Source organism: Holdemanella porci (assembly GCF_009696075.1).
Classification (GTDB): Bacteria; Bacillota_I; Bacilli_A; order Erysipelotrichales; family Erysipelotrichaceae; genus Holdemanella; species Holdemanella porci.
Map to the genome: position 1 here is coordinate 21,270 of NZ_VUMR01000019.1, position 6,723 is coordinate 27,992.

8 protein-coding genes are annotated in these 6,723 nt (G+C 34.6%); all 8 read right to left on the minus strand.

Features of this window, described 5'->3' with window-relative positions:
- Positions 1-11: 11 nt before the first annotated feature.
- The 8 genes from FYJ55_RS04960 to purF all read right to left on the minus strand — a co-directional run bounded on the left by FYJ55_RS04960 (position 12) and on the right by purF (position 6,355).
- A complete protein-coding gene (locus tag FYJ55_RS04960; RefSeq protein WP_326831843.1) occupies positions 12-833 on the minus strand; it encodes a ketopantoate reductase family protein in 822 nt (273 codons plus the stop codon).
- Between the two features lie 124 nt (positions 834-957).
- On the minus strand, positions 958-2,052 hold the full coding sequence (gene tnpB, locus FYJ55_RS04965) for an IS200/IS605 family element RNA-guided endonuclease TnpB (protein ID WP_154555903.1): 1,095 nt from the start codon (positions 2,050-2,052) through the stop codon (positions 958-960).
- Between the two features lie 23 nt (positions 2,053-2,075).
- Entirely contained in the window at positions 2,076-2,477 is a 402-nt protein-coding gene (tnpA, locus tag FYJ55_RS04970; protein ID WP_154555904.1) for an IS200/IS605 family transposase, read from the minus strand.
- 189 nt (positions 2,478-2,666) lie between these two features.
- A complete protein-coding gene (locus tag FYJ55_RS04975) occupies positions 2,667-3,251 on the minus strand; it encodes a VanZ family protein (protein ID WP_154555905.1) in 585 nt (194 codons plus the stop codon).
- 53 nt (positions 3,252-3,304) lie between these two features.
- On the minus strand, positions 3,305-3,715 hold the full coding sequence (locus FYJ55_RS04980; RefSeq protein WP_154555906.1) for a gamma-glutamylcyclotransferase family protein: 411 nt from the start codon (positions 3,713-3,715) through the stop codon (positions 3,305-3,307).
- 36 nt (positions 3,716-3,751) lie between these two features.
- Positions 3,752-4,060: a thioredoxin gene (gene trxA / locus FYJ55_RS04985; protein ID WP_117926679.1), complete on the minus strand. Its 309-nt coding sequence runs from the start codon at positions 4,058-4,060 to the stop codon at positions 3,752-3,754.
- A 28-nt stretch (positions 4,061-4,088) separates the two neighbouring features.
- A complete protein-coding gene (locus FYJ55_RS04990) occupies positions 4,089-4,973 on the minus strand; it encodes a Cof-type HAD-IIB family hydrolase (protein WP_154555907.1) in 885 nt (294 codons plus the stop codon).
- A 2-nt stretch (positions 4,974-4,975) separates the two neighbouring features.
- Entirely contained in the window at positions 4,976-6,355 is a 1,380-nt protein-coding gene (purF, locus tag FYJ55_RS04995; RefSeq protein WP_154555908.1) for an amidophosphoribosyltransferase, read from the minus strand.
- Positions 6,356-6,723: the final 368 nt, after the last annotated feature.

Sequence of the window (6,723 nt, forward strand, 5' to 3'; positions counted from 1 at the left end):
AAATCACTTCTTTATTTATACTCAAATAAACCATCATTCTTTTCTTCCATAGCCTTGATGATATGATATACAAATTCATTATAAGGCGTTCGAATATTTAGTTCTTTTCCCATCTTCATTATTGCACCCGAAAACATATCAATTTCCGTATGCCTTTTGGCATCCAAATCCTGCAGTGTAGAATATCTGGCCGTTTTAGGCACTGCACTACCACGTGTAGCACTTGGATCAGCCTTTGACATATCAATACCTTTAGCTTTTGCGATAGCCTCTAATTCATCCTTTAATCCAGACTGTATAGCCTTCATATGATCACTATCCGAGTAACATCCAACACCAGCTCCAAGAATAGCTTGAGGTAAGTTTTTCGTTACATTTAAGCGAAACTTGCTCCATATTTCTTCCTGAATATATGAAGTTGTTCGATAATGTAGATTACTTTGACTAAACAATTTATCGATTTCCTTATTTTCTTCTAGCACAATTCCAATCGTTGTTTCTGGATCAAATACATATCCTAAGCCTTCTTTATGACTTGCAACTTTAATCAATGAATACACCATATGCTGCATACCAATTTGATTTCCAATAATTTGTTCACTATCCACACCATTCATTAAAGACATGACTAAAGTATGTTCATCTACGATTTGTTTAATATCTTCTAAAGCATCTGATAAAGCATTGTATTTTAAACATACAATGAGTAGATCTACACCATGTGCTTCTTTGGGTGTTAATACTTCTGGATGATACATGATATTGTTGATTAAACAACCATTCTTTTTTAATCTCTCATTTCGTTCATCTTTTGCGATAACACTTAATTGTATATCGCACTTTGATAAGCCTTGAACCTCTCATCACCGCAGTGACGAGATTCTTGGGAACAGGCTTCTATTGAAACCTTTCTTACCAAGCTATCCCCGCAGTTCCTGCGGTTCTTTTTATTTTTAGCTAGTTTGCTAATATGCCCTGCATCAATATATTGATGGATGCATTTACATCTCTGTCATGATTTGAATGGCATTTTGGGCATATCCATTCTCTTACTGTTAAATCTTTTGTTCCTTCATTCTTATATCCGCAACAATGACAGGTCTGACTGCTCGCATAGAACGTGTCTACTTTCTTGATCACCTTTCCATACCACTCGGCTTTATATTCTAGCTGTGTTGTAAACTTTGACCAGGATACATCCGATATAGACTGGGCTAGATTGTGGTTTTTAAGCATGTTGTCGACTTTTAAGTCTTCGATGCAGATAATGTCATATTCTGTAATGATTCTTGTAGATAGTTTGTTGATAAAATCCATTCTTTGATTCGCTATCTTTTCATGAAGTCTTGCGATCTTGATCCTGTTTTTGATCCAGTTGCGGCCGCCCTTTGTTTTTCGTGACTGCTGCTTCTGTAGCTTTTTCAGTTTCTCAATCGACTTCTTCAGATATTTTGGATTTTCCACCTTTTCTCCATTACTCAATACGATAAAATCCTTGATACCTAGATCTATACCTGTTTCATTGTATGTTAGTGGAAATAAGACTTCTTCTACATCCGTATAACATAATGAAACATAATACTTTCCACTTGGTACTTGTGATACCGTTGCACTCAATAGTCTTCCCTTTGGCGTTCGTGTTTTCTTTATCTTTACAAGACCAATCTTAGGAAGCTTGACCTTATTTTCATAGAGTTCAATATTACCATTCGTATATTTTGTTGTATATGAATAACGATGCGTCTTCTTCGATTTGAATCTAGGATATTCCGCCTTTTTTCGAAAGAAATTGATATAAGCCGTATCCAGATTCTTTACACTGGACTGTAGAGCCACAGAATCCACTTCCTTAAGCCATTCATATTCTTTCTTTAAAGAAACTAGATCCTTAGCACATGCCGTATAGTTTAAAGTGATTCCATCTTTTTCATAGGCATCCTTACGTTTTGCCAGGTAATGATTATATACAAAACGAGTGCAGCCAAAAGTCTTGGCTAATAATATTCTTTGTTCTCTGTTTGGATACATACGATACTTGAATGCCTTTTCCATGATGATTTCTCCTTATTGATTCGCTATTTTCTTTTTTGACTTCTTATATACTCTATAATCTGTTCTTCTGTATTTTCAGAAACTGTAGCTACAAAATAAGAAGGATTCCATAGATGTCCACCCCATAACTTGGATCTTAGATCATCCCCAAGCTCTTTCATCAAGAGTCTGGCCGATACACCCTTCATAGCTTTTATAATATTTGGAATGTAATGCTGCGGCGTACAATTGATCAGCATACGGATGTAATCTTCCTCTATATTCATTTCCAGAATTTGAAAACCATTATCCTTTGAAATCTGAATCAGCAGCTCTTTTAATCTTGTTTCAATCTGTCCATTCAAAACATCACGACGATGCTTTACACACCATACAATATTATACTGTATAGAATAGACATAGCCTCTACCCTTAACAACTTCCATATGTTTTTCCTTCATTAATATTATAACATATGTATATACTTAAAGCACTATATTTATCAATTATTTTTAATTTATTTATCTAACATCTGCACATCTAATTCATCTCACGACTAAAGTCACGAGTGTTCTTAGATTGCATTATAAATACAATAGGAGCCAACAGCTCCCGCACCGAATATCGCAACCGTTTTAATTGTCATGTACTTCACTCTTTTCTTTTAAATGAACATGGTACTTTTCTTTTACATAAAGCCCCAACAAGATTCCAACTACATATAGAGAAATATCCCCTAAATCAAATACGCCTCTATGAAAGATCAACTGCATAAATTCACACAGAAAACCAATGAATACAGAAACAATGAAGTTTTCTTTGTTTGATGAAATAAATAATCCATTCACCCATGGCATAAACATAAAGTATCCAATATTAAATGCGAATACGATCCACTCTGTCCAAGAACCATAATAGATTTCTCTAAGACACGCAAATGGATTCAACTGAATAATACTGATACCTTGATCATAGCGAATTAATAGGGCAATAATTAAAAACAAATAATACGCAAAGAAAAACATGGCTCGATGTTTTACATTCCAGTTTTTCGTAAAAAACATCAACGCATCATATATAACGACCAGTTCAATGCACCATACAACAAATTGAATTAGATACCATCCCATGCCAAAAATTTCCATTAAAACAGCTGTGACGTAGTAATGAATGAACAAGGATAAAACTAAACTTAAAATTAAGTATCTCCAATTTTTCATTTTAAAGTCCCCTTATTTTCTTTATATTATGACACACCAAACTTTAAAATTCATTAAAAATCTAAAATTGAAGCATCCCACCCCATATCGCGATAGCCTTGTTTACAACGTTCCATATACGAGTCACTCGGTTTACATATTGGAAAACGACTATACATTTGGTAGATAAAGCCCGTGATTGTTTCATTGTTTTCTAATAATACCTTTTCATCAAAACAATCATATAAGTATGGATAGTCTTCATATTCATCTAAACTCTTCTTATCATTTTCGCTCACATCCCATACGGCAACTCGTACAAAATCTCCTTGTTTCTTATCTACTGTAAGATAAGCTCGTCCAGGATTTCCACGATATGTAAGTGTATAGTTTTCAAGTCTTGCCAAAGACACAAACTTCGCATCTTTACATCGTTGCTTCATTTCTTCTTTGTTTAAATTACTTCCATATGCGATATAATACATATTTTCCCCCTAAAGAAAATAGGATGACGAATCATCCTATAGTTTACTTTCAATATTTTGCATCAACATTGCCTCAGGCATATATCCTGAGAATGCTGCAGCTTGTTGTCCTTTTTTAAATAGAATCATTGTTGGAACAGACATAATGCCAAATCTTTGCGCTAAATCTGGACTTTCATCCACATCCACCTTTACGATTTTTACTTTTCCATCTAATTTATTTGCGACTGATTCAAGTACAGGTGTCAACATTTTACATGGTCCACACCAAGTTGCGAAGAAGTCGACTAAAACTGCATCTTCATTCATTAATGCGTTAAATTCTTCTGTATTTACAATTTTCATACAAGGTTCCTCCTTATCTAATTCCATTCTATAACAAGCCTTTGCGTAAGTCCATTTCTTTGCCCGCCAACAAAGCATCAATGACTTTTCCAATACCATTATTCATATTGGTGTCCGTAACTACAGTAGCTGCATACTTAGCTTCATCCATCGCATTCCCCATAGCTACACCAATACCTACTTGTTGAAGCATCTTCAAATCGTTTTGTGCATCTCCAAAAGCCATGACCTCATTCATGCTGATTCCAAGTTTCTCACAGATTTTCCACAATGCACTAGCCTTATTGACATGTTTTGGCATAATCTCTAGCCAATCTGGACCTATCAACAATACATCATAATCACTTAAAGCTGCTTTAATTCCCTCAAAATTCTTTTCAAAGAATCTAGGAGAATGCACCATAATCACTTTATTGATATCTTGCGTCAAACGAATTTCTTCAAAAGGCAAATCAATAAAATTACGATTTTCTTTGCCATCCTTCAAGCCATAATCATCTAGCTCTCCAAAAATAGCATTTTTGACTTTTTTCTTTACACGATTCAATGAAGATATGTAACTATAAAAATCATATCCACATTGAAAAATTCCTTCGACACCAAATTCCTTACAAACTTTCTGTATTTTGATTCCATCTTCTGTTGTTAAAACATCATCCAAATCATATTCTTTATTTTCAAAATCATATATAATCTGACCATTTACTAATGCCAAAAAATGATTTCCATTCTCTAATCCTAATGGTTCATATACAAATTTACATCCGTTTTTATCTCGACCCGACGCAATCACAACGTGCATACCTTGTGCCATCGCCCTTTGAATCGAATTCACCGTTCTTGGATCCATTCTTTTTGATTCGTCTAAAAGTAAAGTTCCATCTAAATCAAAAGACAAACACTTTATAGTCATAATTATTTATCCAATTCTTCTTGATATGAGAACAATTTTGTACAATATTCTCCATTAAAACATGCCAAGCATAAACCAACGCCATGCGTAGCTTCCTTCATTTCTTCTTCGGTCATAAAACGTAATGTATCCGCATGAATGTAGTCACGAATTTCTTCTACACTCATCTTAGCACCAATCAATTGATCCTTTGTAGAAGTATCTACACCATAGAAACATGGACTCGTGATGACTGGACTAGCGATACGAACATGTACTTGGGTAGCTCCTGCATCCTTCAATAATTGTACAATTCTTCTTGAAGTCGTACCACGTACAATCGAATCATCAATCATAACAATTGATTTTCCTTTAACCACGCTAGATACAGGACTTAATTTTAATCGAACGCTGCGATCACGCATTGCTTGTGTAGGTTGAATAAATGTACGTCCTACATAACGGTTTTTAATCAATCCAGTTTCAAATGGAATACCCGCCTCTTCTGCATAACCAATGGCTGCTGATAAAGATGAGTCTGGAACACCAATAACGATATCCGCATGTAAATCTTTATCTTCTCTAGCAAGAATAGATCCTGTAGCCTTACGGAACGCATGTACATTGATACCTTCCACTACACTATCTGGTCTTGCGAAATAAATGTACTCCATTGCGCACATATGGTTATCTGTATTTGTTGAATAAAATTCATGTTTCACAATACCCTTATGGAACTCTACGATTTCTCCTGGTTTTAAATCCACACTTTCATAAATTCCCATAACTTCAAAAGCACATGTTTCACTACTAATTACGTAGCCATCTTTACTTTTGGCATAACTTAAAGGTCTTAAACCATGACGATCACGAACCGCATAAATAGTATCCTCATTCATAACTAAGAAAGAGAATGCACCTTCAATACGATTTGCAGTCTTCATAACACGTTCTTTTAAAGTACCTTTTTGTTTCTGAATCAAGTGAAGAATAATTTCACTATCACTTGTTCCCTGGAAAATAGCCCCTTCATTTTCAAGTTCAATACGAAGCTCTTTTTCGTTAACAATCTGTCCATTATGAACGATAGCTAAACTTCCATTATGTCCCTTTGATACAATTGGCTGAATGTTTTCATTTTCCTGACCACCAGCTGTACTATAACGAACATGCCCAACTGCTAATCTTCCGACCATAGAATCTAATTTTTCTCTTTGAAAAACATCTACAGTCAAGCCTTTTCCTTTTTGCAAAGTGATATTTTCGCCATCTGAAACGGCAATACCACTCGCTTCCTGACCCCTATGTTGCAAGGAATGCAAACCATAATACGTAATACTTGCTGCATTATCTACGCGATATGCACCAAACACACCACACTCTTCATGAATTTCACCAAACATAACTGATCTCCTTTGCCACAACATTATATCATGCATATAAGAAAAAATGGACAACTTTTCGTCATCCATTCATTTCTTTTAAGCGTTCTTTTCGATTTAGATATAAAACACCTATTTTATACACGGGAGTTTGACACCCCTTTTCACAATTGATCTTAAACATAGCGCTTAAACTAGCGCTTTTCTTTTACTTTTTTTGTCAAATTATTTGTTTTTGTATATCGTATTATCTCGTATTCTATGATATAATTGTATTAGGTGATATTTATGCGTGTTACAACTACTAAATCTAAATCAGATGAATCTTTTTATATCAATTATGCTTTCATCAACGAAAAAGGAAAAAGCACTTCGAGAATCTACAAGAA

Coding starts and splice junctions, on each gene's coding strand:
- FYJ55_RS04990 (WP_154555907.1), bottom strand. CDS start 4,973: ATGACTATAAAGTGTTTGTCTTTTGATTTAGATGGAACTTTACTTTTA.
- trxA (WP_117926679.1), bottom strand. CDS start 4,060: ATGAAAATTGTAAATACAGAAGAATTTAACGCATTAATGAATGAAGAT.
- purF (WP_154555908.1), bottom strand. CDS start 6,355: ATGTTTGGTGAAATTCATGAAGAGTGTGGTGTGTTTGGTGCATATCGC.
- FYJ55_RS04975 (WP_154555905.1), bottom strand. CDS start 3,251: ATGAAAAATTGGAGATACTTAATTTTAAGTTTAGTTTTATCCTTGTTC.
- tnpA (WP_154555904.1), bottom strand. CDS start 2,477: ATGGAAGTTGTTAAGGGTAGAGGCTATGTCTATTCTATACAGTATAAT.
- tnpB (WP_154555903.1), bottom strand. CDS start 2,052: ATGGAAAAGGCATTCAAGTATCGTATGTATCCAAACAGAGAACAAAGA.
- FYJ55_RS04980 (WP_154555906.1), bottom strand. CDS start 3,715: ATGTATTATATCGCATATGGAAGTAATTTAAACAAAGAAGAAATGAAG.